Here is a 23871-nt window from a genome sequence, read left to right as displayed (position 1 = left end):
GCTCTATTTAGGCGCCCGATCCGGCATCAGCATCGCCACCGCCTCTGCGCTGGCGTCCGCACCTGACAACAACAGATACTGCCCATTCTGTAACGTCGCGGCGCTGGCCACGACGACGGCGCGCTTCGGGCAGATGCCAAGGCAACCCGTCAGCACCACGCGTGGACTTTTCACGTCCTGCTTCGCGCCGCAGCGTTTCAAGTCCGACTTGAGCGATTTGCGCAGCGCCTTGCCGTCATCAATGCGGCCAAGGCATTTCTTGCAGACAAGAACGGGTGACGCGCGGCGCAAGCGCGCGGTGACGACGGGTTTACTGGCCATTCCTGTTATATAGAAACCGCCCGCTGCATTGCGATCACCCCGACCGGCGGTTGCTGGTGTTCTGCGTGAGATTGCCGTGCGCCGCCTGCTCCCGAATATTGTGCTTCTCGTCGTCGCGATGACCCTTGGTGTTATCGAGCGTCACCTTCGGCGCGCTGCCAGGTCCCTTGTCGCTGCAGTTATCCTCGGGAACGGGCTGGATGTGCTTGGTCATCGGGAATCTCCCTTGCAGATCGGGAGAAAACGCAGCCGCCCAAACTGCGTTCCTTAACTAGGCTCCAGCACATGAAATCGCCGCCCGCCGTTGAACCTTCTGGCGCCGTTGTTTGACGCATAAAACATTGAGTGGGGGCGCTGCATGAAAATCGCGTTGCTGATCTTGCTGGGTCTGGTTCTGGGGTTGCTCGGTGGAGCGGCCGTGGGGATCGGCGCCGGCGTTGCATGGGTCGAATTGTTCAAGACCAGCAATTTTGAGGGCTATAGCGCCATGCTGGTGTTTTTCACCTTCATGCCCATTGGCGCACTCCTCGGCGCCGTCGGCGGGGCCCTCCTGTTCGGCATCATGGCCGCCCGCAACGGCGATGTCGCCATGGAACCGCTCCCCGTGCAGGACCACGAGCAGACATACCGGTAAGGTTATGCCGACGCCGCAATGCAGCTTAACGTTTTGGTGAGCAGCTCCTCACCACAAACATTTGTGCATTGCAAAATAAACCGTTGAATTTTAGCGAAATTATATTACTTCAGCTATCAAGCAATTTGTGCAGACCGCCCGGGCTACGTTGCCCCGGCGCGCAAGTGTTTCAACCATTTTCAGGACTATCCCAATGACAGAGCACAGCCTCTGGCGTTTCTCGCGCGCGTTGCATCGCGCCATCAACGAACGCCAGCTCGACCAACTCGCTGACATCATCGACGACAATATCGAATGGGCGGTCTACGGCCCGATCGACATGTTTCCGTTTCTCGGTGCGCGCCACGGCAAAGCCGCCGTCCTCGATGTCTGCAAGCAGATCGCCGACAATGTGCGGGTGCATCGTTTCGAGCGCGAGTCGATGATCCTTGGTGATGAGTCTGGCTCTGCAATGATGCGCTTCTCGCTGACCGCGCTGGATTCGAACCGCCCCATCAGCCTGCGGCTGGCGCAATTCGCGCAGTTCAAGGCCGGGCGTCTGACCAGCATGCGCGTGGTCGTGGATACGTTCGACTTGGTCGAACAGGCATTGGGCCGGCCTATCCATCTGCCGAAGATCGCCTGAGCAGCACGGCGATTGCCAATCGCCACGTTCATCCCCAGCGAAATGTTGCAACGCCACAATTCCGCCGGGCCTGATGGTATTATGTGCCAATCGATCCGCGATCTTGCTGGGCAGTGGCACGATGGCTTCAGTCACACCGACATATTGGGCGCTTGTCGCAGCACTCGGCGGAACCGCGTTTGCCTTTCCGGTTCACGCGCAGAATCCGTGGCGCGGTCTCGTCGATGTTGCGCCGCCTCCCGGTGAAATAGAGCAGGTCGACACGGCAGCCACTCCTCCTGCCGACGCCCCGGAACCCGACTGGAGCCTCTTGAATACCGACGATTCGCCGACGGCGAAGGCATCGCTCCGCGAGAAGCGCTCGTCGCTGATCGTCGGCAGCCCGTCGTCCAGCTGGACCAACAATGAGAGCAACGGCGCGTCCGCACTCTCGGTCAAGCAGTCGGTTACGCCGTTCTGGGATACCCGCGTCGGCGCCGACATCAATGTCGCGCGGCAAAACGCGCCGCGCAGCGCAGCCGATGCCTACCGCAATCAGTTCGGCGACGGCACGGCGCAGGCCCAATCGGGCGGCGCCGCTTGGGCGGCAGCAACTGCTCCCGGCGTGGGCTCAATCTGGGACAAGACGGCGATCGAAGCACGTGTCGATCCGGGTGCGGATCAAACCAAACTGGGCACTTCGCTCAGCAAGTCGGTACCCATTGCCGGCGATCAGTATTCGCTGACACTGCAGAGCGGCTACAACGTGATCCAGCAAGGCAGCATTCCGGCCATTGGTTACAACGGTCGCCCCACGCGAAGCTATGAGACCGACCAGCTCGCGCGTTTCAACATCACTGATACCGGCACCAGCTTCATCGCCGGACAATCGCTCGCCACCACCGATGACAAATGGCTGCGCAAGTTCGGTGCGGAGCAGAAGCTGTTTGGCGGCGTCAACGTCTCCGGATCGATCAGCGAGACCGTTCAGGGCGTGACGAACAAGACTTTCTCGGCCGGCTTCAAGCATAGTTGGTGAATTAAGTTTTAATACACTTTGCCAGACGATTGCCGGCAAAGATCGGCGCCCTGCCGCATATTCGCCGCGATCTCGTCAAAATCCACTGCGCAGATGTACACGTAAATTTGTCATGCGGGGGACCGCGCTCGCTCATTGTGAAGTTCACTTCACACAAACAAGGAAGAGCTGATGAGTGCCATTCGTTCAGAACAGACAGAAGCCAAAGATGACGACAGCAACCTCGCCGCTGTGTCTGAAGTCGAAGCGGGTATCCGCGACTTCGTGCGCAACGATATCGCTTACCTCCGTCGTCCGGTGCCTGGCATGGTGAACAACAGCAGTGAAACCACCACCGGCACCGAAGCGCCGCTGGAAGCGACCACCGAAGCGACCGTCAACAGCGTCAATTCGCTGATCCAGCGCGTTGCCGGCACCTCGCTCGGCGAGATCGAGAAGCTGGTTTCCGAACTCGAGAGCCTGCGCGACCTGCTCCACGCCGAAGGCCAGCGCGTTCAGCGCGAGATCTCCGGCTATGCCCAGCTCAGCCAGGCCGCGATGAAGTCGACCCGGCTGATCGCCGACAACGTTGCGCAGTGGAAGCGCACCGCTGACGGCCTGCGTCACGACTGATCGGCACTAGACCACCCGAATCAGAAGCCGCCGCCCGAAAGGGCGGCGGCTTTTTCATGAGCCCGTTCAATTGAACTTTATTCGTTTTGTTCCCGACCAACGGTTACGCAGCACCTGCGAACTGCTTTTGGGGGAATCGATCCGTGGAGACCATTCGGCCGAACAACACCGATCCCATTCCGGCGCGCAGCAACGCGCCCAGGATGGGGACCATTATCTTACGTTTTGTCGGATTGCTGTTGGTGGCCGTGGCATTGCTCGCCTGGGCCTGGAGTCGCTGAGGTCGCCATCATCGACCCTACTCACGAAAAAACCCGCGCAGTTCGGCGCGGGTCTGGTTAGCAACTCGTAAAATTACTCGCTGACGACCGCGCTGCTCTCGAGCGTATAGGCGCCATCGGCATAACCCTTGACCACCATGCACGTGGCCAGCATCACCGCAAGCGTCACGCTCGCGAAGATGAAGCCCACAAATTTTAATCCGGTGCGGTCAGCCATTGTCGTCCCCAAAATCGTCCTACGAAGTGTCGTCTCGGTCGTCATACCCGTGAGTCGCAGATCACGCTCACAAGGTTCAGAACCCCTTAACAGAGCTAGGGTTCCATCGATAAAGTTTGAAATGGTTAAGCCGCGTCGCCCCGTTGCGGCAGGAAGACCGAACCAAGGAAGCTGTAGACCTCCTCGCCGCGCTGATTAACGGCAACGTTCCTCGACTGCAAGATCCCCCAACCCGGACGCGTCGCGGTCGCGCGCACGGACACGACCTCGCTGCTATAGGTCAGGGTATCGCCGGCGAGAACAGGCCGGGTCCAGCGCAAATCACGAAAACCGGGAGATGGGCCGCCGACTGGAGGCTCTTCGCCACGCGCCTCTGCCTCCGCCTTTGCGCGCTGGCCATCGGCGACCAGCAACTTCATGCACACCGACGCCACGTGCCAGCCCGACGCAGCGAGACCACCGAATAGCGATTTGCGGCCGGCCTCTTCATCGAGATGGAACGGTTGCGGATCGAATTGCCTGGCAAACGCCTTGATCGACTCCGCCGTGAACGTGAACGAACCGAGCTCACGGCGCATACCGATTTGGATGTCTTCCAGATAGCGCATGCTGTGACCCTAGTTCCCGGACGTGGGTTCGCGCCGCCCGATCATGATCGGGGTGATCATCTCGGAAATCGTCTGTCCCTTGGCGTTGCGTGTGCTGAACTTGAATTTGACGATACCCAAGGTCGGCCGGCTTTGAGATGCGCGCGCCTCGATCACTTCGACATCCAGCGTCAGATCGTCGCCGGGGCGAAACGGCGCGAGCCATCGCATCTGATCCACGCCCGGCGAGCCCATCGATGCGGTCTTGTGCAGAAATCCGTCATAGATCATCCGCATCATCAGCGAGCACATGTGCCAGCCGGAGCCGGAAAGTCCTTTGAGCATCGATGCGCTTGCGGCAACTTCATCGAGATGCATCGGCTGCGGATCGTATTCTTGGGCATAGGCGATAATCTCGTCGCGCGTAATATGGCGCGGCCCGAAGGTCCCGAAGTGGCCGGGCTTAAAATCTTCAAATGTCAGGGTCATAATGGGGAATGCCGTCGAGGAAGCCTGATTGTGGCCGTTATTTGCAGCAATCTCAACCCGGTCGCTTGCATGGCTTTCCCGCGATCCTGCCCGTCAATGTGGTCGGGCCGGGATATTTGAAGCCGTTTCTCAATGCAATTGAATTTGTCACTCATCTACATGGCGGGGGATTTCACCGATGTTCGAATTTCGCGATCTGTTTCAGTGGGACCGTTTCATTACGCCCACCATCATCAAGACGTTCTATTGGCTGGTGATCGCACTGATCATTCTGTTCGGCATTTCCGGGATTTTTTCGGGTCTCGCCGCAATGGCCATCAGCCCGTTCGGCGGTTTCGTCCTCGTGATGTCCAGCCTCGCCAGCGTGATCGTCGGCATCATCTTCGCACGTATTGCGGCTGAGTTCGTTCTGATCGTGTTCCGCATCAACGAACACCTCGGCGCGCTACGGGATCAGGGGCAAAACCTCGGGCAGGATCACGGCCACGGCCAGCAGTACTGAGCGTTAATTCTCTCCGCCGTCATTGCGAGGAGCCCTTGCGACGAAGCAATCCAGTCTTCGCTTGTGGCTCCTGGACTGCCGCGTCGCTTCGCTCCTCGCAATGACGGGGAGAGGACTGAGAATATCTTACGTGTTGAACCGGAAATGCAGCACGTCGCCATCAGCGACGACATATTCCTTGCCTTCCAGCCGCAGCTTGCCGCCATCGCGCGCCCCGGCTTCGCCGCCGAGCCTGACATAGTCTTCATAGCCGATCGTTTCCGCGCGGATGAAGCCCTTCTCGAAATCCGTGTGGATCACGGCTGCAGCTTGCGGTGCCTTGGTGCCCTGGGTGATGGTCCAGGCACGAGCTTCCTTGGGGCCGACGGTGAAGTAGGTGATGAGGTGCAGCAGCGAATAGCCTGCACGGATCAGCCGATCGAGGCCCGCTTCTTCAAGCCCGAGCGTATCGAGGAATTCCACGCGTTCGGCACGTGACAGCGTCGCGATCTCGGATTCGATCTTGGCGGAGATGGCGACCGCAACAGCGCCCTCCTTCGCAGCATGTTCAGCAACCCGCTTCGAGTATTCGTTGCCTTCGCCCGCCGCGCCTTCCTCGACGTTGCAGACATAGAGAACAGGCTTGGAGGTCAGCAAGCCGAGCATGCCGAACGCGCGCTCTTCCTCGGGCTTGCGCTCGAGAAAACGTGTCGGCTTGCCGTCGCGCAGCAGCACCAAAGCGCGCTGGACCAGATCGAGCTGTTCCTTGGCGTCCTTGTCGTTGCCCTTGGCCTTCTTGGTCAGGTTGTCGATGCGCTTCTCGCAGGAATCCAGATCGGCGAGCATCAGCTCGGTCTCGATGATCTCGATGTCGGCGAGCGGATCGATTTTGCCTTCGACATGGGTGATGTCGTCATCGATGAAGCAACGCACCACATGGGCGACGGCATCGACTTCGCGGATCGTGGCGAGGAACTGGTTGCCAAGGCCTTCGCCCTTCGACGCGCCTTTCACCAGACCCGCAATGTCCACGAAGGTCAGGCGCGTCGGAATGATCTGCTGCGACTTGCCGATCTCGGACAATTTGTCGAGGCGCTTGTCCGGCACCGCAACTTCACCGACATTCGGCTCGATGGTGCAGAACGGATAGTTCGCAGCCTGCGCAGCCGCGGTTTCCGTCAGCGCATTGAACAGCGTCGATTTGCCGACATTTGGCAGTCCAACGATCCCGCATTTGAAGCCCATGACCCTGTCCTAATTCTTCGACGGCTTCTCAGCGGAGCCGTTGTCGTCCTTCGACGTGAAACCCTTGGCCTGCATCGTCAGATGCACCTTGTTCTGAAACGACGAGTCCTGACCACCGACCAGCAGGCCGACATGGTCCGACACCGCATCGTTGAACGCTTCGAGCTGAGGCCGTTCGGCCTTGGCGAAATCGCTCAGCACGTGATTATGCACCAGCTCCTTGGCACCGGGATGTCCGATGCCGAGGCGAACGCGCCGATAGTCGTTGCCTATATGCGCGGAGATCGAGCGTAGACCGTTATGTCCGGCAATGCCGCCGCCGACCTTCACGCGCACCTTGGCGAATGGCAGTTCGAGCTCGTCGTGAAACGCGGCGATGTCGCCGAGTGAAATCTTCAAATAGGCGGACGCTTCCTGCACCGAGCGGCCGGACTCGTTCATGAAGGTCATGGGCTTCAGCAGGATGACGCGCTCACCAGACAGCGTGCCTTCCGAGGTCTCGCCCTGAAAGCGACGGCGCCACGGTCCAAAACCGTGGCGCCGCGCGATATCATCGAGAACCATGAACCCGATATTGTGCCGGTTGCCCTGGTATTTGGCACCAGGGTTTCCGAGTCCAACAAAGAGAAGCATGACGCGGAGCTCCGCGCCGGGTTACTTCTTCTTCGCCGGAGCGGCGGCAGCGGCCGGAGCCTTTGCACCAGCGGCGGGGGCCTTGGCGCCGGCAGCCGGAGCCTTGGCACCAGCAGCCGCGGGAGCCGCAGCAGCAGCCGCAGGGGTCGCAGCTTCTTCACCGTAGCCCGACGGCGGCACGATGGTGACCAGCGTCAGGTCGGCATCGCGCGCCAGCGTCTTCACGCCCTTCGGCAGAACAACGTCGGTGATGTGCAGCGACGTGCCGATATCGAGCTGGCCGACATCAACTTCGAGGAACTGCGGAATGCTCTCGGCTTCGGCTTCCAGTTCGATCGTGTGGGTCACGATGTTGATGGTGCCGCCACGCTTCACGCCCGGAGCGCCTTCAGCGCCCTTGATGTGTAGCGGAACGCTGACGCGGATGGTCGCGCCTTCGCCGAGGCGGAGGAAGTCGACGTGGAGCGGGAAGTCCTTGACCGGGTCGAGGTGGAAGTCGCGCGGAATCACGCGGTGCTTCTTGCCCTCGAGCTCGATGTCGTAAATCGTGGTGAGGAACCGGCCTGCCAGAATGCGCTGACGCAGTTCGGCATCATTCACCGAAATCGCCACCGGGGGCTTGTTGTCACCATAGATCACTCCGGGCACTCGGCCGGCGCGACGCTCTGCCCGTGCGGCCCCCTTGCCGCCGACCGGACGTGAGGTCGCCTTCAATTCCTTGACGGTCGCCATCGTTTAAGTCCTTGTTTTCTAAAAGTTAAAGGCCGCAATGCGGCCCGTTTTCACGCTGCAGCAAGCCTCCAGGGGTGCGGGGGCTGCGGGCGTGGGCGGCTTCTACCGCCGAAACGCCAAAAAGACAAGGAAATGACAGGCTTTTTCTTCGTCTGCGGAGCCCTTCCAGGGGCCTATTTTAGCCATTTGTGAACAGGCAGCCGATGTCCGGCGCGCCGTGCAGGCCACCGGCAGGGCTTCCGCTCAGCCGCCGAGCTTGGCTTCCAGCGCTGCGATCCGGGCCTTCAGCGCCTCGTTCTCCTCGCGGGCGAGCCGGGCCATGTCCTTGACCGCCTCGAACTCTTCACGCTTCACGATATCGAGGTCGCGCAGGATCTTCTCAGCCTGGTTGCGCACAACCGTATCGACCTCGCGCTTGACGCCCTGGGCCGCGCCGGCGGCATCGTTCATCAGGCGGCCGATCTCGTCGAAGAACCGATTGTTGGTCTGGGTCATGGCAAGAACTCCGGTCGGATGAACAAACACGCGGGATTAAGTTGTAGATCGACAATGGCGATCCCGGCCGCGCAGTTCAAGTATCGCCTGCTTTTGGCGTTCACAACTGCAGAAGTCCCTTAATTCGTCACATGCCAATGCTTTACTGGCGCCATCGGGAGCCGTAAGCCCACCACATGCCATTCCTGACCATCGCCTTCCCCGTTTTCGATCCGGTCGCCATCGCGCTCGGCCCCATCGTCATTCGCTGGTACGCGCTGGCCTATATCGGCGGCATCGTGCTCGGCTGGATCTATGCCCGCGCGCTGATCAAGAGCACGAAACTGTGGGGCGGGCCCTCACCGATCTCCCTGCTGGATTTCGACGACTTCATCCTCTGGGTGACCATCGGCATCATTGTCGGCGGCCGCACCGGCTATGTGCTGTTCTACAATCTCGATTTCTTCATTGCCCACCCCGCCGAGATCTTCGAGCTATGGAAGGGCGGCATGTCGTTCCATGGCGGTTTCATGGGCTGCGTCTTTGCCGTGCTTCTGTTCTGCTGGAAGCGTGGCCTGTCGGTCCTGTCGCTCGGCGACATCACCTGCGCGGTCGGCCCGATCGGCCTCTTGCTCGGGCGCCTCGCCAATTTCATCAACAGTGAATTGTGGGGCCGCCACGCCGACGCCAGCGTGCCCTGGGCGATGGTGTTTCCCAATGGCGGGCCGCTACCGCGCCATCCCAGCCAGCTCTATGAAGCCGGCCTCGAAGGCATCGTACTGTTTCTGATTCTGGCCCTGATGATCCGGGCCGGTGCGCTGAAGCGGCCTGGCCTGATCCTCGGCGCCTTCATCTTTTTTTATGCGCTGGCGCGTATTACGGGAGAATTCTTCCGCGAGCCGGACCCGCAACTCGGATTTCTGTGGGGTGGGCTCACCATGGGCATGCTGCTCTCCGTGCCGATGATATTTGTGGGACTCGTTTTGATGGTGCGCGCCTGGCGAAAGCCGCAGGCGTCGCTCGAATTGAGTCCGGGCAAGAAGGCCTGATGTGACCGACCAATCGCCGCTGCAGGATGAAATCAAGCGCCTGATCAAGTCCACCGGACCGATGCCGGTGTGGCGCTACATGCAGCTGTGCCTGACCCATCCGCAACACGGCTACTACATTTCCCGCGATCCGCTCGGCCGCGAGGGCGACTTCACCACGTCGCCGGAAGTCAGCCAGATGTTCGGTGAGCTGCTTGGCCTTTGGTCGGCCTCGGTCTGGCGGGCCATGGCCGCGCCGCCTTTTGTGCACCTGATCGAACTTGGCCCCGGCCGCGGCACCATGATGGCCGACGCGCTCCGTGCCCTGCGCGTGCTGCCGCCGCTGTATCAGGCGCTCAACGTGCATCTCGTTGAAATCAATCCGGTGCTGCGCGAGAAGCAGAAGGCGACGCTGTCCGGCACCCGCAACATCACCTGGCATGACAGTATCGAAACCGTCCCCGCGGGCCCGTCGATCATCCTCGCCAATGAATATTTCGACGTGCTGCCGATCCATCAGGCCGTGAAGCGCGAAGGCGGCTGGCACGAGCGCATGGTGGATATCGACAGCAACGGCCAGCTGATGTTCAGCGCGTCAACCGATCCGCTGCCGCGCTTCGACGTGCTGCTGCCGCCGCTGGTGCGCGCAGCCCCTGTCGGCGCGGTGTTCGAATGGCGCCCCGATACCGAGATGATGAAGATTGCCAGCCGCGTGCGCGACGAAGGCGGCGCGGCTCTGATCATCGATTATGGTCATGTCCGCAGCGATGCCGGCGACACCCTGCAGGCTATCGCACAGCATAGCTATGCTGATCCGCTGAAGAATCCCGGCATGGCCGATATCACCGCGCATGTTGATTTCCAGGCGCTCGGCCGCGCGGCGGAGGATGTCGGCGCACGCGTGCACGGGCCGGTGACGCAGGGCGAATTCCTCAAGCGCCTCGGCATCGAGACGCGCGCGCTGACCCTGATGGCCAAGGCCACGCCGGAAGTTTCCGAAACCGTCTCGGGCGCACTGAAACGCCTGATCGACAGCGGCCGCGGCGGCATGGGCTCGATGTTCAAGGTGGTCGGCATCTCCGATCCCAATATCGACACGCTGGTGGCGCTGAGCGACGACACCGGCATCGAGGCCCCGACATCATGACTTTCACATCGCCTTTGCTGTCAGCCATTCCCGGCCTGCGCCACGCGTTCTTCACGCGCGACGGCGGCGTCTCCGAAGGCATCTATGCCGGCCTCAATGGCGGGCTCGGATCCAACGACGATCCCGCGCATGTGGCGGAGAACCGCAGGCGCATGGCGGCGGAGATGGGCGTCGCCCCCCTGCACTTCCTCACCGCCTATCAGGTCCATTCGCCCGATGTCGCCGTCGCCACGGCACCGTGGAATGGCGATTCACGGCCGCGCGTCGATGCGATGGTGACGAAGGTCGAGGGCCTGGCGCTCGGCGTTACGACGGCCGATTGCGGACCGGTGCTGTTTGCCGATCCCAAGGCCCGCGTCATCGGTGCCGCCCATGCCGGCTGGAAGGGCGCCCTCACCGGCGTGCTCGAGGCCACCATCGCGGAGATGGAAAAACTCGGCGCGGATCGTTCCGACATTGTGGTCGCGATTGGTCCGCTGATCCGCCAGCCAAGCTATGAGGTCGGGGCCGAATTCGTCGAGCGTTTCACGCAGGCCGATGCCGGTTTTGCGCGGTTCTTCATTCCCTCAACCCGCGCCGGTCATGCCATGTTCGATCTCGGCGGCTTCATTCGGATGCGGCTGGAGCGCGCCGGCATTGCCATTATCGATGACACCGGCATCGACACCTATCCCGACAGCAACCTGTTCAGCTATCGCCGGTCGGTGCATCGGAACGAGCCGGATTACGGACGCCAGATCCACGCCATCGTGCTTGAGCGGTAACTCGGGCGTTGACGCGCCGTTATCCTTAACGCGGCCGAACTGCCTCAAACTGAACGCGAATTGTCGGCGCGCGGTGACCGTTTCGGTCACCCTGGAAAGACCTGTGGCCGCGCTGCCCTAGACCTTAACGCATTTTAACGATATCGCTCGACCTGTCCGGCGCCGCTTGCGGCAAACGGACGGAAGTCGGGACGCCCTATGCGATTTTCTGCCCTTACGACCGATCGAGCCAGACCGCGCCTGATCCAGGCTGCGCTGTTGCTGACCGTAGCGTTTGGGCTTGCCGGCTGCGCCAATGTCCCCAATTCGGGCGGCGCGATGAACGCGCAGGCCAGCCTTTCCACCGCCTCCGGCCCGACGATCGCGTTCGAATCCATCGACGGGCCGCCGCCGCAGGTCTTCGACCGCATGGTCAACCTTCTGGATAGTGAAGCGCGCCTGCGCAACCTTGCGGTTGTATCGCGCAAGGACAGCGCGGCTTTTCGGGTCCGAAGCTACCTCTCGGCCCAGGTTCGCGGCGGCCAGACCTCGATCGCCTGGGTGTGGGATGTCTATGACCGCGACCAGAACCGTGCTCTGCGCCTGAGCGGCGAGGAACAGGCCGGCAAAGGCGGCCGCGACGCCTGGGCTACTGCCGACGACCTTGTCTTGCGGCGGATCGCGCAAGCGGGGCTCACCGGCCTCAATGGCATGATCAACGGCACCACGCCCGGCGAGCAGCCGCCTGCGCCGAGTGGCAACGGACCTGCCATCGCCAGTACCGATGAATTGCCCGTGCAGGCCACCGCATTTGCCGAGACGCGCTGACTTCAGTTCACGTTAAGCAGAGGCCCGTTTTTACGCAGGAAAACAGCGGCCCACGGGTTGCCAGCGGACGGCCGTCCTTGATATCACCTCGCTCAGCTAGACGAGTTCTTGTGGGTAATCCGATATGCTGAACGTTGTATCCACCAAGCCGCGGGGAGACGCGTCGATGTCGGCCAAGAACGGTTCGATCAAACTGGTCGCCGGTAATTCCAATCCTGTCCTCGCGCAGGAAATCGCAACCGCGCTCAATATCCCGCTGACCAAGGCCAGCGTCCGGCGCTTCGCCGACATGGAAATCTTCGTCGAGATTCAGGAAAACGTCCGCGGCTCCGACGTCTTCATTCTTCAATCCACGTCGTTTCCGACCAACGACCATCTGATGGAATTGCTGATCATCACCGATGCGCTGCGCCGCGCTTCCGCGCGCCGCATCACCGCGGTGATCCCCTATTTCGGCTACGCTCGCCAGGACCGCAAGGCCGGTGGCCGCACCCCGATCTCGGCCAAGCTGGTCGCCAACATGATCACCCATGCCGGCGCCGACCGCGTCATGACGCTCGACCTGCATGCCGGCCAGATCCAGGGCTTCTTCGATATCCCGACCGACAACCTCTATGCCGCGCCGCTGATGGTGCGCGACATCAAGGAGAAGTTCGATCTCGCCAATGTGATGGTGGTGTCGCCAGACGTCGGCGGCGTCGCCCGTGCCCGCGGTCTTGCCAAACGCATCAACGCGCCGCTCGCCATCGTCGACAAGCGCCGCGAACGCCCCGGTGAATCCGAAGTGATGAACGTGATCGGCGACGTCGCCGGCTACACCTGCATCCTGATCGACGACATCGTCGACTCCGGCGGCACGCTGGTGAACGCCGCCGATGCGCTGCTCAAATACGGCGCCAAGGACGTCTCCGCCTATCTCACCCATGGCGTGCTGTCCGGCGGCGCCGCGGCTCGCATCGCCAATTCCAGGCTCAAGGAATTGGTGATCACTGACTCGATCCAGCCCACGGAAGCCGTGAGCAAGTCGCCGAACATCCGCGTCCTCTCGGTTGCCTCGCTGATCGCCGAAGCGATCGGCCGAACCGCATCGGAAGAGTCGGTGTCGAGCCTGTTCGACTAAGGCTCGCGCTTCTACACGATCCCAGCCGCCACCTGCCCGCGCAGACGCTCCAGACTGAGCAGCGTCTCGGCGCAGGCTGCTGCGACCTTGAGGCCGCTCTCCGCAAAGTGCTTGCGGAAGAATGCCGCGCGCTCTTCGGTCTCGTGAAAATCCTCTGGCGCCGTCACGGCCGAAAACACCGGAATCTCGGTGCGTAGCTGCACATCCATCAGCGCACGGATGACAGTGTCAGCCACGAAGCCGCGGGTGCCGCTGTCGATCACGAGGCCGGCCGCGACGATGGCCGTATAACGCCGCGTCTTGGCCAGCACCTGAACATGCAGCGGGATCTCGAACGAGCCGGGCACTTCGAACAGATCGACCTGCGAGGGGCTGATATGACGCGCCTCGATCTCGCTCAGAAACGATTCCCAACACGGTGCAACGATGTCGCGATGCCAGGACGACTGCACGAAGGCGACGCGTTGCGGCTTGGCAAAGCGCGGATGCTGGACTGCGGATGACTCGGAGGTGGTGTCGTTCATGGCCTGATACTTTCGTTACGGCCAAACTATGCCGAAACCGAACCAGCCCAGCAAGGCCGTCCACAGGCTGTATCGGGGGCCCAACAGGACTCCTGCGAGGCCGGGAAAGCTTTCGGGCCCCGCGGCGGAATCAATAGTTACCACCCCAACCGGACTCGCGGCGCGCGAGGGCGCACCGCACAGACTCGCAATCCGGGAATCCGATTCCGGTTTGTTCTCATTGCGGCGAGATGACCTGTGGATGAGGGCCGGTTTGTCTGTGGATGGATTCGTGGTGCCGTTGCGCAGATTCAGCAAATCACATCACTTCAAACTCGCAAGGTCTGGACGAATAGAACTTGCAGCCTGCAGCGACGCTCCGACATTTTCGCGTACCGGCCAGCTGTTTGCATCATCACATTTCAAGAGCAAGGTCGCGACGGCATGTCACTTCTCGAAGGTACTATCGATTCACGGCTCAACCCGCTCGCCGTTGTCGAGGATATTGCCGCCGATCATAACTGGGCCTTCGAGCGCTCCGGCGAAGACGAAGTCACAATTGTTTCTAAAGGTGACTGGATCGATTACCAGCTCTCCTTCACCTGGATGAACGAGATCGAGGCCCTGCATCTGGCTTGCGCCTTCGACATGAAGATTCCACCCGCTCGCCGCGCGGAAGTGCAGCGCCTGATCGCGGCGATCAACGAACAGATGTGGGTCGGTCATTTCGATATCTGGACTCACTCAGGCATGGTGATGTACCGGCAGGCACTGGTGCTGCCCGATGGCCTCACCGCAACGACCGCGCAGTGCGAAGCGATGCTGGTATCGGCGATCCATTCCTGCGAGCGCTACTATCCGGCATTGCAATTCGTGGTGTGGGCCGGCAAGACCGCAGCCGAAGCGATGTCTGCTGCGATGTTCGACACTGCCGGCGAAGCATGACCGACGCGCCGGTCATCACCGTGCCGGATGCGCCCGGCGAGGCCGAACGGCTGGTGGTCGCAAATGCGTTGCTGGCCTACAATACCAAGACCGTCGGCCCCAACAATCACCAGCCGCTCTCGATCTTGATCCACGATCCTGCGACCGGCGAGCCGATCGGCGGCATCTGGGGCAAGACCGCGTTCAACTGGTGTTTCGTCGAACTGTTCGTCGTGCCCGAACAATTTCGCGGCCACGACATCGGCTCGAAAGTTCTCGCCAAGGCCGAAGAGATCGCGCGGGAACGCGGCTGCATCGGTCTGTGGCTCGATACCTACTGGTTTCAGGCCCGCAGCTTCTACGAGAAGCAGGGCTATGAGGTGTTCGGCGAAATCCCGGACTATCCGCGCGGCGGCCCGCGCTACTTCCTGAAAAAGAATCTCATCTAGACGGGTTCAGGCTGTGCAGCCCGCCCCGCAATGTTATGGTCCCGGCCGTTCTGACAGCTGGGATTTGCGATGACCTCCTCCACGACCTCACGCGCGCTCAACACCATCGACGGCCACATCGTGCTGGCCGGCGCCGGAAAGATGGGCGGTGCGATGCTGACGGGCTGGATCGCTGGCGGGCTCGATCCGAAGCGCGCCGTCGTGATCGACCCGTATGTCTCCGACGAGATCAAGGCGCTCGCGGCCAAGGGCGTCCGCCTCAATCCAGATGTGAAAGACATCGGCGCTGTCGCCGCGCTGGTTCTTGCCGTGAAGCCGCAGATGTTCGCGGAGGTCGGCCCGACCCTGCGCGCCATTGCCGGATCGTCCCTCGTGGTCTCAATCATGGCCGGCACGACCATCGCCGGCATCGCCAAGGCCTGCGGCGGCAAGGTGGTTCGCGCGATGCCGAATACACCGGCCGCCATCGGCCGCGGTATCACCGTGGCGGTTGCCGCGAGCGACGTATCGCCGGAGCAACGCGGCCTGACCGACGCGCTCTTGCGCGCCACCGGATCGGTGGAATGGGTCGAGGACGAGAGCCTGATCGATGCTGTGACGGCCGTCTCCGGCTCAGGGCCTGCTTATGTGTTTCTGTTGGCGGAAGAAATGGCCCGCGCCGGCATTGCTGCGGGCTTGCCGCCCGAACTCGCGATGAAGCTTGCTCGCGAGACAGTGTCCGGTTCGGGCGAGCTCCTCCGCCAGTCCGATCTCGACGCGGCGACGCTGCGAAAGAACGTCACCTCGCCCGGCGGCACCACTGCAGCCGCGCTCGCCGTATTGATGGCCGATGATGGTTTCGAGCCGCTGCTGACTCGCGCGATTGCTGCGGCAACGGCGCGGTCTAAGGAACTGGCGAAGTAACTAGACGGGCACCCGCACCACCGCCCTCAATCCGCCCATCGGACTCTCGGCCAGCGTGATATCGCCGCCATGGGAGCGCGCTATATCGCGGGCGATGGCGAGGCCGAGGCCTGTGCCGCCTTCGTCCTGATTGCGCGCATCGTCGAGCCGCAGGAACGGTTTAAACACTTCCTCGCGCATGTCGGCGGGGATGCCAGGGCCGTCATCATCCACAGTCACCGTCAGATAGCGATGATCGCGATGGCCGGTTATAGCGATGTCATTGGCATGGCGCGCGGCGTTGGAGACGAGATTGCCGAGGCAACGCTTGAACGCGGCTGGCTTCACCGTGACGATCGGCAGGCCGTGGAACGTGACCGTCGCCTTATGGCCGTTGCGCTCGGCATCGCTGCGCAATTCTTCCAGCGCCGCAGCCATGTCCGTCGGCTGGGCCTGCTCGCCGCTGTCGCCGCGCGCAAAGGCGAGATAGGCCTCGAGCATGCCCGACATCTCGTCGATATCCTTGCGCATGCCATCGACTTCCGGACCGTCCTCGATCAACGCCAGTTCGAGCTTGAAGCGCGTCAGGATGGTGCGCAGATCGTGCGAGACGCCGGCCAGCATGGCCGTGCGCTGCTCCATTGCGCGTTCGATACGCGCCTTCATCTCGATGAAGGCATTGGCGGCACGACGGACCTCGCGTGCGCCGCGCGGCCGGAAATTCGGCGCTTCGCGGCCCTTGCCGAAACTTTCGGCGGCGTCAGCAAGTTTGAGGATTGGGCGGATCTGGTTACGCAGGAACAGGATCGCGACGATCAGCAGGATCGAGGACGTCCCCACCATCCAGAACAGGAAGATTTCCGAATTCGATGCATAGGCTGCGCTGCGCTGGGCGAAGATGCGCATTACGGCATCATCGAGCTGGATGCGGATTTCCACGAGATTGGAGCGACCGACCGTATCGATCCAGAACGGCCGCGTGATCTGCCGACCGATCTGGACGGACAGCGCCTGATCAAGCAGTGAGAAGAACGGCTTCGGACCGGGCGGCGGCATGTCGCCGAGCGGCAGAAAATCCACCACGAGGCCAAGGCGCTGCTGCGCGATGGCTTTAATCTGCGTGCGGTCCTTATCCTGCGGATAGACCTTGTAGACGTCGATCAGCGTTGCGATGTCCTGTACCACGGCCTGCGACAGGCGCCGCGTCACCGTGTTCCAGTGCCGCTCCATGAACACGAAGGCGACCACCGACTGCAGCAGCACCATCGGCACGATCATGATCAGCAGCGTGCGGGCATAGAGGCCCGTGGGCATCACACTCTTGAAGCGCCGGCCCATCAGACTGTGCGCCGCAGAGACGCGGCCCGCCGCAGAGCGGAGGATGGTGATGCCGGTGTCGAGTGTGGTCATCGTGCAAACTTCATCGAACTATGGCGACGCGACGAGGCGATAGCCGATGCCACGCACGGCCTGCAGGAAGAGCGGATTGGCCGGATCGGTCTCGATCTTGCGACGCAGGCGATTGATCTGCACGTCCACCGCACGCTCGTTCACGGTGCCACCGCCGCCGGTGAGTTCACCGCGTGGCACGGTCTCGCCGGGCGCTGCGGCGAGCACGCGCAGCATGTCACGCTCGCGGTCGGTGAGATGGATGATCTCGTCGCCCTGGCGTAGTTCGCCACGCGCGAGGTGATACACATAAGGCCCGAACTGCAGCGACTCCGCGCGCTCGACCGGGACCGGCGCACTGCGCTTGAGAATGTTCGCGATGCGCAGCACCAGTTCGCGCGGCTCGAACGGCTTGGCAACATAGTCGTCGGCGCCGATCTGCAATCCCTCGATCCGGCTTTCCGCCTCGTGCCGCGCCGTCAGCATGATGATCGGCACGGCCGAAGACGTCCGAATGAAGCGCGCGAGCTCGAAGCCGGTCTCGCCTGGCATCATCACATCGAGGATCAGGAGGTCGAAATGCAGACCGAGCAGCTTGGCGCGCGCTTCCTTGGCGCTCGGCGCCGTGGTGACGCGGTAGCCCTCGCCCGAGAGAAAGCGCGAGAGGAGATCGCGGATACGGCGGTCGTCATCGACCAGCAACAGATGTGGCGCATCGTCGGCCAATGGCACCGGCATACGTTTGGCGGCCTGAGCTAACATCATGTCTTGTTTGTCCTGCCGTCAGTTTTGGCTGATGCCTGTCCCAAGATGACCTGCAGCACCTTGTCGGGATCATTGCGGTCAATCATCGCCGAGAGAAACCTGCCGATCGCTTCAATTTCGACCGGCGTAAAATCCTTGAGCGCGCGGTTGATGCGATCGGTCTGCAAACCCGCGAGCTGCGCAACGAGAGCTTCGCCCTTGGCCGTGGCGAAAAGAAGCCGTTGCCGCCGATCGGCCTCGCCGGATTTCTGAACGATATACCCTTCATCGAGCAATTGCTTGAGGACACGGCCCAGCGACTGCTTTGTAATACGCAAGACATCGAGCAGATCGGCAACCTTCAGGCCGGGATAGCGATGCACAAAGTGTACGACCCGGTGATGGGCGCGCCCGAAACCGAACTGATCGAGCACATCGTCGGGATCGCCCACAAAGTCGCGATAGGCAAAGAACAACAGCTCGATGATGTCCCAGCGGGGCGGTTTCGCAGGATCGCCGCTGGATTGCCGCTGGATCGTCTCAAGCGATCGTGACGCCGCGTCCTTGGAATTTACGTCAACCATATTGACATATCTTGGGTTCAATCTTACAAAACTGACCATCGCGACGAAACATTAGACCTCTCGCCGCATGGCCCAATAGGGCCGATCTGAGAACCATACCGGACTTCGGCATGGCGCTAAAGCCTGTCCTCGGTCATCCACCGGGGCCGGAAACGCTTTTGCCGTGGGTCCGCTTGACGTAGAACAACATCGACGCTGCCGCCCCCAGGAGCTGCGCCGTAAGCAGGAGTGAGGTCCATGGGAGTTTCGTTTGATAAAATCGATGGCGCAGCTTTGCTGAAATTCGACATTCAGCCCGCGGCGAACGCAGTGTCCGAGGTGGACCGCGCAGCAAAGCTCAAGGATCCGGGCTTCGGCCGGGTTTTCACCGATCACATGGCCATCGTCCGCTATAATCAGACCGACGGCTGGCATGGCGCGCGCATCGAATCCCGCGCGAATTTCCCGCTCGATCCCGCAGCAGCCGTCCTGCATTACGCCCAGGAGATTTTCGAAGGGCTCAAGGCCTATGTGCGTGAAGATGGCGGCGTGAATCTGTTCCGCCCCGATGCCAATGCAAGGCGCTTCCGGAATTCTGCCGATCGTATGGCCATGGCCCCGCTGCCCGAGCCCGTGTTTATCGATGCGATCGAGCAACTCGTGCGCATCGACCGCGCCTGGATTCCATCAGGCGAAGGCAGCCTCTACCTGCGCCCCTTCATGGTTGCGAGCGAGATCTTCCTCGGCGTGAAGCCCTCCGCGGAATACATTTTCGCTGTAATCGCCTCGCCGGTTGGCTCCTATTTCAAGGGCGGACCCGCCCCGGTGTCGATCTGGGTGTCGGAGAACTACACACGCGCCGCGATCGGCGGCACCGGCGCCGTCAAATGCGGTGGCAACTACGCCGCAAGCCTCCGTGCGCAGGCCGAGGCCATCAGTCACGGCTGCGATCAGGTCGTGTTCCTCGATGCGGTCGAGCGCCGTTACATCGAAGAACTTGGCGGCATGAACATTTTCTTCGTGTTCGAGGACGGCTCGCTGCTGACACCGCCACTCGGCACGATCCTGCCGGGCATCACGCGCGATTCGATCATCGCGCTGGCGAAGGACAAGGGCACGCAGGTGCGCGAAGAACCCTATACGCTCGACCAATGGCGTGCCGACGCTGCCAGCGGCAAGCTGAAGGAGGCTTTTGCCTGCGGCACGGCGGCGGTCATCTCGCCGATCGGCCAGGTGCGCTCTGCGAGCGGTGATTTTACCATCAATGGCGGCGCCGCAGGCCCCGTTGCGATGGGACTGCGCAAACAGTTGGTCGACATTCAGTACGGCCGCGCGCCAGACCAGCACAACTGGATCCGCAAGGTTCTGTAAGCGCAGGCGCTTCAAGGCGACAAATGCCGCAGCCTTTCGAGGCTGCGGCATTTTTATTTGGCTCAAGTCGCCGGCACGAGCCCGAGTTGCTCGCGCCGGGTCCAACGCCAGAGCATGACCGGTGCAACGACCGCGAGACCCGCTGCCAGCCCAATCCAGATGCCGACGCCGCCGAAACCCAGCTTGAATGCGAACAGCAGGCTGAGGCCCATGCCGAAGCCCCAATAGCCTAATGCGGCAAAGATCATCGGCACCCGCGTATCCTGCAATCCGCGCAGCATCCCTGCTGCAACCGACTGCGCGCCGTCCGCAATCTGGAACACCGCCGCACAAAACAGAAACGACATTGCCGTATCGATGACGACGGCATTGGCGGGATTGCTGAGATCGATGAAGGCGCCAATCAGGAGACGCGGCGCAGCCAGCAACAACATGCTCATCGACGCCATGAATGCCACCGCAAGGCCGAATGCAGTCCATCCTGCTCGCGTGATGCCATCGCGATCCACGGCGCCTTTGGCCAATCCAACGCGGACAGTTGCCGCCTGGCTCAGTCCCATTGGCACCATGAAGGAGATCGATGCGATCTGGATTGCAATCGCATGCGCCGCGATGGCGGCCGTTCCGAACTGCCCCATCAGGAACACCGCCGCATTGAAGACGGTAATTTCGAATGCGAGCGTCGCGCCGATCGGCAGACCGATGCGCCATAGCTTTGCGAGGCGTGGCCAATCGGCGCGCCACCAGTTGCCGAATAGACGATAGCGCCGAAACTTCGGATGCCATGCGACGACGAATGCAAAGACAGTGAACAAAAAGACGTTCGACAGCGTGGTCGCAAGACCGGAGCCGCGCAAACCCATCTCCGGAAACCCGAGATGACCGAACACCAGAACACAGTTTGCAGCAGCATTGAACAGAATGGTGACGCCCGTCACCACCAGTGCCCAGAGTGGGCGTTGCACGGCGGCAACGAATGAGCGCAGCACGATGAAGCCTAGCGCGGGCAGGAAGCCCCATTGCAGCATATGCACGAAGCTCTGGGCGTCGGCAGCCGCCTGTGCCTCCTGACCGAACAGCAACAGGATCGCTTCGGTATGCCAGAGGAAGATCCATGCCGGCACTGAGACGATCAGCGCTGTCCACAAACCCTGCCGGAATGTTCGCCGGACATCGCGCGCGGCATGCAGTTTGCGACCAATCGCTTCCGCCATCATCGGCGATGTCGCCGTAACGAGGCCGATGGCGAAAATCAGAAACGCGAAATAGAGATTCACGCCGAGCGCCGACGCAGCCAATGCCTCCGCGCTCACGCGGCCGAGAATGATTACGTCGGTCGTCGTCAGTGCGATCTGTGCCAGATTGGTCAGGATCAGCGGCCAGCCGAGCGCCAGCGTCGCTCGCAACTCGGTGAGCCATTGGTTGCGCGTGAGACTGCGACGTGATTCATTTGCGGACATTACGAGCTTGTAAGACGGGATGAACGGCTGTGAAACCCGTCAAACGTCAAAATGCGCGTAACACAGCTGAATCCATCCATATCTTCGCAAAGCATGCATCATTCAGCATCGTAGCGCCATCAGAGCAGGGCTCGGCAGACTGCACTGCGATCTCAGCGCAGCCTGCTGCGCCTCGCTCATGTCTTGAATCCTGCGGACTTGTCTTGGACCACCTTCACCCAAATCAATCGCTGGCCGGTAATGCCGCCCCTTTGCATTCCCCATTCGACGACCTTGGATATCGCAAAATCAAATCCCGTCCTTCCCGGAATTTGATCGTGGGCCGCAGACAATGCCTCGTCGAGCGTCGTACCGAGGCCTTCGAAGATGACTTCCGTGGGTCGTGGCTTGGCGTTCGACATCGTCGTCTCCGTCTTACCTATCGGCACGTGCCATCACGCACCCATCGTGCATTCGCAGTCTCGGCGGCGCACAAGGATGGATAGGTGCGCGGATAACCTTTGACGGGATCGATTGCACAGACGGGATTCAAGTTGAAAATACATATGGGTCCAAGGCACATGCCTGGATGCAGAACGCGGGCATGGTCGAGCTTCGCCCAGCAAGCGTTCGAATAGGTCTGCCGTGATCCGTCCTTCTTCACAGCACAAACTGGTATGACATCGGTCGTACAAATCGATGCTTGTGCCCGCGCAGAGTCGGTAGCTGAAGCCGCGACGGTGAGACCAAAAAGAAAAATCCAGAATACGCGCATCTGCAAATCCTTCTGCCTAAAATCAATGGCTGAAGGATTGCACAACTATAGATTGAAAACAAGAATTTTGAGGCTGCCCTGCTTGCTGCGGCTCAACTAGCCGGCGCCGCGACCTTGCAGCGCAGCAGCGGACACCCAGAACACCTCGCCCTCGGAGTCTTCGGTGTCCAGCCAGATCAACGGCAGATCGGGAAAGGCTTCATCGACATTGGCGCGGCCACGACCGATTTCACACAACAAACCGCCATGCGGATTCAGATGATCGCCAGCCTGTTCAATGATCTTCCTGACGATGTCGAGCCCGTCATCGCCGCCATCGAAAGCCATAGCCGGTTCGGCCAGGCATTCATCCGGCAAATCCGCCATGCCCTGCGCATCGACATAAGGCGGATTGGTAATGATGAGATCGTAGCGGGTATCTCCGAGCGGTTCGAACAGATCGCCCTTGTAAAGCGTCAGTCGCTCATCGAGCCCGTAATCGATGACATTGCGCATGGCGACGGCGAGCGCTGCGGGCGACAGATCGACGGCATCGACCTGCGCATTAGGGAACGACTGGCTCGCCAGGATCGCGATGCAGCCAGAACCTGTGCAAAGATCCAGCACGCTGTCGATCTCCATGGGATCGTCAATCAGCGATCCGCCTTCGCCGTCATCACCGCTGAAATGCGAATCCAGCAATTCGCCGATGAAAGACCGCGGCACGATAGTGCGCTCGTCCACATAGAACGGCAGGCCGCGCATATAGATCTTGTTGAGCAGATAGGCCGCCGGCTTACGCGTCGTCACGCGGCGATGAATGATGTCGAGGATCTGCTTGCCTTCAGCCGCAGTTACCCGCGCCATGGCGAAACTCTCGAACTGGTCGGGATGCAGATGCAGGACTTCGCAGACGATGAAGGCGGCTTCGGCCACGGGATCGGTGGTGCCGTGCGCAAAAGAGAGCCGGGCCTCGATGAAACGGCTGGTGGCGTAGCGTACATAGTCGAGCAATGTCGCAAGCTCGCCCGGCGCCACCTTCGGCAGGGTCACAGTCGCGATCTTCTTCACGGAAGTCTTTGCCTTTGCAGGAGCCTTGCTCGCAGATTTCCTGACCACCTTCTTCGCGGTTGTCTTCACAGTCTTCTTTGCCATCAGTTTTTATCCCAGCGCGCCGCGGCGTCGTCATCGTCGGTCTTCGCAGCAATCCAGCTGCTGCCACCGGCGGTTTCCTCGCGCTTCCAGAACGGAGCATGCGCCTTGAGGTAATCCATCAGAAACTCGGCGGCCTGAAACGCGGCCTGGCGATGTGCCGACGCGGTTAGCACCACCATGATATTCTCGCCGGGCAGGATGCGGCCGACGCGATGAACGATTGTCACGCCTGTCAACGGCCAGCGTGTCATCGCCTCCTCGGCGTGGCGCGCAATCTCGGCTTCGGCCATGCCGGGATAGTGCTCCAGCGTCAGCGCCGTGGTCGCGTCGCCGCTGCCACTTAAGTTTTCTTGGCCGCGGCAGATGCCGCTGAATGTGACCACCGCGCCGATATCGGTCCGGCTCGCCGTCAGCGCGGCGATCTCGCTGGAGACGTCGAAATCGGCATCCTGAATGCGGATGGTCACGTTGGAGGTCATGAGA

General features: G+C 61.4%; 31 protein-coding genes. 14 read left to right on the top strand and 17 right to left on the bottom strand.

Annotation, left to right across the window (positions count from 1 at the left end; all coding sequences use genetic code 11):
- Window positions 1–3 precede the first annotated feature (3 nt).
- Together AB8B02_RS01710 and AB8B02_RS01705 are read right to left on the bottom strand one after the other, a co-directional pair.
- Complete coding sequence (locus AB8B02_RS01710) at window positions 4–321, bottom strand: (2Fe-2S) ferredoxin domain-containing protein (protein ID WP_439062940.1); 318 nt, start codon at window positions 319–321, stop codon at window positions 4–6.
- 34 nt (window positions 322–355) lie between these two features.
- A complete protein-coding gene (locus AB8B02_RS01705; protein ID WP_089261775.1) occupies window positions 356–535 on the bottom strand; it encodes a hypothetical protein in 180 nt (59 codons plus the stop codon).
- Between the two features lie 144 nt (window positions 536–679).
- On the opposite strand from AB8B02_RS01705, the gene AB8B02_RS01700 reads away from it, so the two are divergent.
- The 4 genes from AB8B02_RS01700 (at window position 680) to AB8B02_RS01685 (ending at window position 3210) form a co-directional block, all read left to right on the top strand.
- Window positions 680–955, top strand: a complete 276-nt coding sequence (locus AB8B02_RS01700; RefSeq protein WP_309947258.1) for a hypothetical protein — start codon at window positions 680–682, stop codon at window positions 953–955.
- A 193-nt stretch (window positions 956–1148) separates the two neighbouring features.
- Window positions 1149–1580 (top strand): nuclear transport factor 2 family protein, encoded by a 432-nt coding sequence (locus AB8B02_RS01695; protein WP_089261779.1) that lies wholly within the window; start codon window positions 1149–1151, stop codon window positions 1578–1580.
- A 121-nt stretch (window positions 1581–1701) separates the two neighbouring features.
- On the top strand, window positions 1702–2598 hold the full coding sequence (locus AB8B02_RS01690) for a hypothetical protein (RefSeq protein WP_439062939.1): 897 nt from the start codon (window positions 1702–1704) through the stop codon (window positions 2596–2598).
- Window positions 2599–2769: 171 nt separating this feature from the next.
- Window positions 2770–3210, top strand: a complete 441-nt coding sequence (locus AB8B02_RS01685) for a hypothetical protein (protein WP_089261783.1) — start codon at window positions 2770–2772, stop codon at window positions 3208–3210.
- 354 nt (window positions 3211–3564) lie between these two features.
- Here the strand turns inward: AB8B02_RS01685 and AB8B02_RS01680 are convergent, their stop codons facing one another.
- The 3 genes from AB8B02_RS01680 to AB8B02_RS01670 all read right to left on the bottom strand — a co-directional run bounded on the left by AB8B02_RS01680 (window position 3565) and on the right by AB8B02_RS01670 (window position 4784).
- Window positions 3565–3708, bottom strand: coding sequence for a hypothetical protein (locus AB8B02_RS01680; RefSeq protein ID WP_170849743.1), 144 nt, complete (start codon window positions 3706–3708; stop codon window positions 3565–3567).
- A 125-nt stretch (window positions 3709–3833) separates the two neighbouring features.
- The gene (locus AB8B02_RS01675; RefSeq protein ID WP_439062344.1) at window positions 3834–4316 is read right to left on the bottom strand and encodes a MaoC family dehydratase; all 483 of its coding nucleotides are present in this window, start codon (window positions 4314–4316) and stop codon (window positions 3834–3836) included.
- A 9-nt stretch (window positions 4317–4325) separates the two neighbouring features.
- Window positions 4326–4784 (bottom strand): MaoC family dehydratase, encoded by a 459-nt coding sequence (locus tag AB8B02_RS01670; protein ID WP_309947255.1) that lies wholly within the window; start codon window positions 4782–4784, stop codon window positions 4326–4328.
- A 178-nt stretch (window positions 4785–4962) separates the two neighbouring features.
- Here AB8B02_RS01670 and AB8B02_RS01665 point away from each other — a divergent pair, with 178 nt between their 5' ends.
- The gene (locus tag AB8B02_RS01665; protein WP_068731168.1) at window positions 4963–5286 is read left to right on the top strand and encodes a DUF4282 domain-containing protein; all 324 of its coding nucleotides are present in this window, start codon (window positions 4963–4965) and stop codon (window positions 5284–5286) included.
- Between the two features lie 126 nt (window positions 5287–5412).
- Here the strand turns inward: AB8B02_RS01665 and ychF are convergent, their stop codons facing one another.
- From ychF to AB8B02_RS01645, 4 genes are all read right to left on the bottom strand, one after another.
- Window positions 5413–6510, bottom strand: a complete 1098-nt coding sequence (ychF, locus tag AB8B02_RS01660) for a redox-regulated ATPase YchF (protein ID WP_175367602.1) — start codon at window positions 6508–6510, stop codon at window positions 5413–5415.
- Window positions 6511–6519: 9 nt separating this feature from the next.
- A complete protein-coding gene (gene pth / locus AB8B02_RS01655; RefSeq protein WP_439062938.1) occupies window positions 6520–7143 on the bottom strand; it encodes an aminoacyl-tRNA hydrolase in 624 nt (207 codons plus the stop codon).
- Between the two features lie 21 nt (window positions 7144–7164).
- Window positions 7165–7875, bottom strand: coding sequence for a 50S ribosomal protein L25/general stress protein Ctc (locus AB8B02_RS01650; RefSeq protein ID WP_068731165.1), 711 nt, complete (start codon window positions 7873–7875; stop codon window positions 7165–7167).
- Between the two features lie 243 nt (window positions 7876–8118).
- Complete coding sequence (locus tag AB8B02_RS01645) at window positions 8119–8370, bottom strand: accessory factor UbiK family protein (RefSeq protein ID WP_089261793.1); 252 nt, start codon at window positions 8368–8370, stop codon at window positions 8119–8121.
- A gap of 176 nt (window positions 8371–8546) precedes the next feature.
- On the opposite strand from AB8B02_RS01645, the gene lgt reads away from it, so the two are divergent.
- The 5 genes from lgt (at window position 8547) to AB8B02_RS01620 (ending at window position 13215) form a co-directional block, all read left to right on the top strand.
- Complete coding sequence (gene lgt, locus AB8B02_RS01640) at window positions 8547–9398, top strand: prolipoprotein diacylglyceryl transferase (protein ID WP_439062937.1); 852 nt, start codon at window positions 8547–8549, stop codon at window positions 9396–9398.
- A gap of 1 nt (window position 9399) precedes the next feature.
- Window positions 9400–10524, top strand: a complete 1125-nt coding sequence (locus tag AB8B02_RS01635; protein ID WP_439062936.1) for a class I SAM-dependent methyltransferase — start codon at window positions 9400–9402, stop codon at window positions 10522–10524.
- Window positions 10521–11288 (top strand): peptidoglycan editing factor PgeF, encoded by a 768-nt coding sequence (gene pgeF / locus AB8B02_RS01630; protein ID WP_439062935.1) that lies wholly within the window; start codon window positions 10521–10523, stop codon window positions 11286–11288. The genes AB8B02_RS01635 and pgeF overlap by 4 nt, the downstream gene beginning before the upstream one ends.
- A gap of 198 nt (window positions 11289–11486) precedes the next feature.
- Entirely contained in the window at window positions 11487–12095 is a 609-nt protein-coding gene (locus tag AB8B02_RS01625; protein WP_092139012.1) for a hypothetical protein, read from the top strand.
- Between the two features lie 166 nt (window positions 12096–12261).
- Window positions 12262–13215, top strand: a complete 954-nt coding sequence (locus AB8B02_RS01620) for a ribose-phosphate pyrophosphokinase (protein WP_092141570.1) — start codon at window positions 12262–12264, stop codon at window positions 13213–13215.
- 11 nt (window positions 13216–13226) lie between these two features.
- On the opposite strand, the gene AB8B02_RS01615 is transcribed toward AB8B02_RS01620, so the two are convergent.
- Complete coding sequence (locus AB8B02_RS01615) at window positions 13227–13739, bottom strand: 6,7-dimethyl-8-ribityllumazine synthase (RefSeq protein ID WP_439062934.1); 513 nt, start codon at window positions 13737–13739, stop codon at window positions 13227–13229.
- Between the two features lie 423 nt (window positions 13740–14162).
- Here AB8B02_RS01615 and AB8B02_RS01610 point away from each other — a divergent pair, with 423 nt between their 5' ends.
- The 3 genes from AB8B02_RS01610 to proC all read left to right on the top strand — a co-directional run bounded on the left by AB8B02_RS01610 (window position 14163) and on the right by proC (window position 15994).
- The gene (locus tag AB8B02_RS01610) at window positions 14163–14663 is read left to right on the top strand and encodes a YbjN domain-containing protein (protein ID WP_089261805.1); all 501 of its coding nucleotides are present in this window, start codon (window positions 14163–14165) and stop codon (window positions 14661–14663) included.
- The gene (locus AB8B02_RS01605; protein ID WP_439062933.1) at window positions 14660–15091 is read left to right on the top strand and encodes a GNAT family N-acetyltransferase; all 432 of its coding nucleotides are present in this window, start codon (window positions 14660–14662) and stop codon (window positions 15089–15091) included. Before AB8B02_RS01610 ends, AB8B02_RS01605 begins: the two co-directional genes overlap by 4 nt.
- Before the next feature lie 69 nt (window positions 15092–15160).
- The gene (proC, locus tag AB8B02_RS01600) at window positions 15161–15994 is read left to right on the top strand and encodes a pyrroline-5-carboxylate reductase (protein WP_439062932.1); all 834 of its coding nucleotides are present in this window, start codon (window positions 15161–15163) and stop codon (window positions 15992–15994) included.
- On the opposite strand, the gene AB8B02_RS01595 is transcribed toward proC, so the two are convergent.
- From AB8B02_RS01595 to AB8B02_RS01585, 3 genes are read right to left on the bottom strand one after another with little or no spacing between them, the layout of a single operon-like run.
- Entirely contained in the window at window positions 15995–17383 is a 1389-nt protein-coding gene (locus AB8B02_RS01595; protein WP_089261811.1) for an ATP-binding protein, read from the bottom strand.
- Between the two features lie 18 nt (window positions 17384–17401).
- Window positions 17402–18127 carry a response regulator gene (locus AB8B02_RS01590; protein ID WP_089261813.1) on the bottom strand — a complete coding sequence of 242 codons (726 nt, stop codon included), beginning with the start codon at window positions 18125–18127 and terminating at the stop codon, window positions 17402–17404.
- On the bottom strand, window positions 18124–18690 hold the full coding sequence (locus AB8B02_RS01585) for a MarR family winged helix-turn-helix transcriptional regulator (RefSeq protein ID WP_089261815.1): 567 nt from the start codon (window positions 18688–18690) through the stop codon (window positions 18124–18126). The genes AB8B02_RS01590 and AB8B02_RS01585 overlap by 4 nt, the downstream gene beginning before the upstream one ends.
- A gap of 237 nt (window positions 18691–18927) precedes the next feature.
- On the opposite strand from AB8B02_RS01585, the gene AB8B02_RS01580 reads away from it, so the two are divergent.
- Entirely contained in the window at window positions 18928–20040 is a 1113-nt protein-coding gene (locus AB8B02_RS01580; protein WP_439062931.1) for a branched-chain amino acid aminotransferase, read from the top strand.
- Window positions 20041–20102: 62 nt separating this feature from the next.
- On the opposite strand, the gene AB8B02_RS01575 is transcribed toward AB8B02_RS01580, so the two are convergent.
- The 4 genes from AB8B02_RS01575 to AB8B02_RS01560 all read right to left on the bottom strand — a co-directional run bounded on the left by AB8B02_RS01575 (window position 20103) and on the right by AB8B02_RS01560 (window position 23867).
- On the bottom strand, window positions 20103–21500 hold the full coding sequence (locus tag AB8B02_RS01575) for an MATE family efflux transporter (protein WP_439062930.1): 1398 nt from the start codon (window positions 21498–21500) through the stop codon (window positions 20103–20105).
- Between the two features lie 176 nt (window positions 21501–21676).
- The gene (locus tag AB8B02_RS01570) at window positions 21677–21901 is read right to left on the bottom strand and encodes a hypothetical protein (RefSeq protein ID WP_184513794.1); all 225 of its coding nucleotides are present in this window, start codon (window positions 21899–21901) and stop codon (window positions 21677–21679) included.
- Between the two features lie 449 nt (window positions 21902–22350).
- Window positions 22351–23388: a 50S ribosomal protein L3 N(5)-glutamine methyltransferase gene (prmB, locus tag AB8B02_RS01565; protein ID WP_309947233.1), complete on the bottom strand. Its 1038-nt coding sequence runs from the start codon at window positions 23386–23388 to the stop codon at window positions 22351–22353.
- Window positions 23388–23867, bottom strand: coding sequence for a molybdenum cofactor biosynthesis protein MoaE (locus AB8B02_RS01560; RefSeq protein ID WP_309947231.1), 480 nt, complete (start codon window positions 23865–23867; stop codon window positions 23388–23390). Before AB8B02_RS01560 ends, prmB begins: the two co-directional genes overlap by 1 nt.
- Window positions 23868–23871: the final 4 nt, after the last annotated feature.

It is taken from the genome of Tardiphaga sp. 862_B3_N4_1, assembly GCF_051811085.1.
In the GTDB taxonomy this organism is placed as follows: domain Bacteria; phylum Pseudomonadota; class Alphaproteobacteria; order Rhizobiales; family Xanthobacteraceae; genus Tardiphaga; species Tardiphaga robiniae.
This window is presented reverse-complemented; position numbering and strand designations above follow the sequence as displayed.